Raw genomic sequence first — 723 nt, 5'->3', positions numbered from 1 at the left:
AGCCACTGATTTTACCAGAGAGTCTGGGGACGTTAACGCTTAGTTCGGGTTCTCATCAGCCAAATATTTCGCTGCCATCACACCCCGAGTTATTGAGGGTTACTTTCAATCCCGAAGGTTTGTCGGCACACCCCACAACACGTAGTCGCAGTCGTAAACTGAAAAAGTTATTCCAAGAATACAATGTGCCAAGTTGGTTACGTCGTCAGATCCCGATTTTGATGTACAAAGACCAAGTTGTTGCAGTCGCAGACTTGTTTGTGGATCAAACATTTAGTGGCCAAGACTGTGAACTCATTTGGCGCAAGCCTTTGTAATTCATGTCACAATATCGACCATAACTATCTCAAATAAAAAACGATTAGGTGAAGCAATGAAGAAAGTAATGATCGGTGCAGTGGCTGCACTAACCATGTTGAGTGGCCAAGCTCTGGCGGGTGATGCCGCTGCGGGACAAGCTAAAGCTGCAGTATGTGCGGCATGTCATGGCGCAGACGGTAACGCGACGATTCCAGGCTACCCAAATTTGAAAGGGCAAAACGAGCAGTACATCGTGAGCTCAATCAAGGCTTACAAAAACAAAGAACGTAGCGGTGGTCTTGCTGCAGTAATGAAGGCTCAGGCGGCGCTGCTTTCCGATGACGATATTGCAAACCTTGCCGCTTACTACTCAAGTTTGAAGTAAGTAAAAAGCGCATTAACCCGTCGTTATCTTATTTCTAC

2 protein-coding genes are annotated in these 723 nt (G+C 46.2%); both read left to right on the top strand.

What is annotated here, in order from left to right; genetic code table 11:
• A partial coding sequence (gene tilS / locus R7Q48_RS27245) for a tRNA lysidine(34) synthetase TilS (RefSeq protein WP_318133375.1) occupies positions 1-317 on the top strand: 317 nt, incomplete at its 5' end.
• A gap of 56 nt (positions 318-373) precedes the next feature.
• A complete protein-coding gene (locus tag R7Q48_RS27240) occupies positions 374-685 on the top strand; it encodes a cytochrome c (RefSeq protein WP_318133372.1) in 312 nt (103 codons plus the stop codon).
• Positions 686-723: the final 38 nt, after the last annotated feature.

Source organism: Vibrio sp. 378, assembly GCF_033339435.1.
The sequence above is the reverse complement of the archived record's forward strand: the minus strand, read 5'-3'. Positions and strand labels throughout refer to the sequence as shown.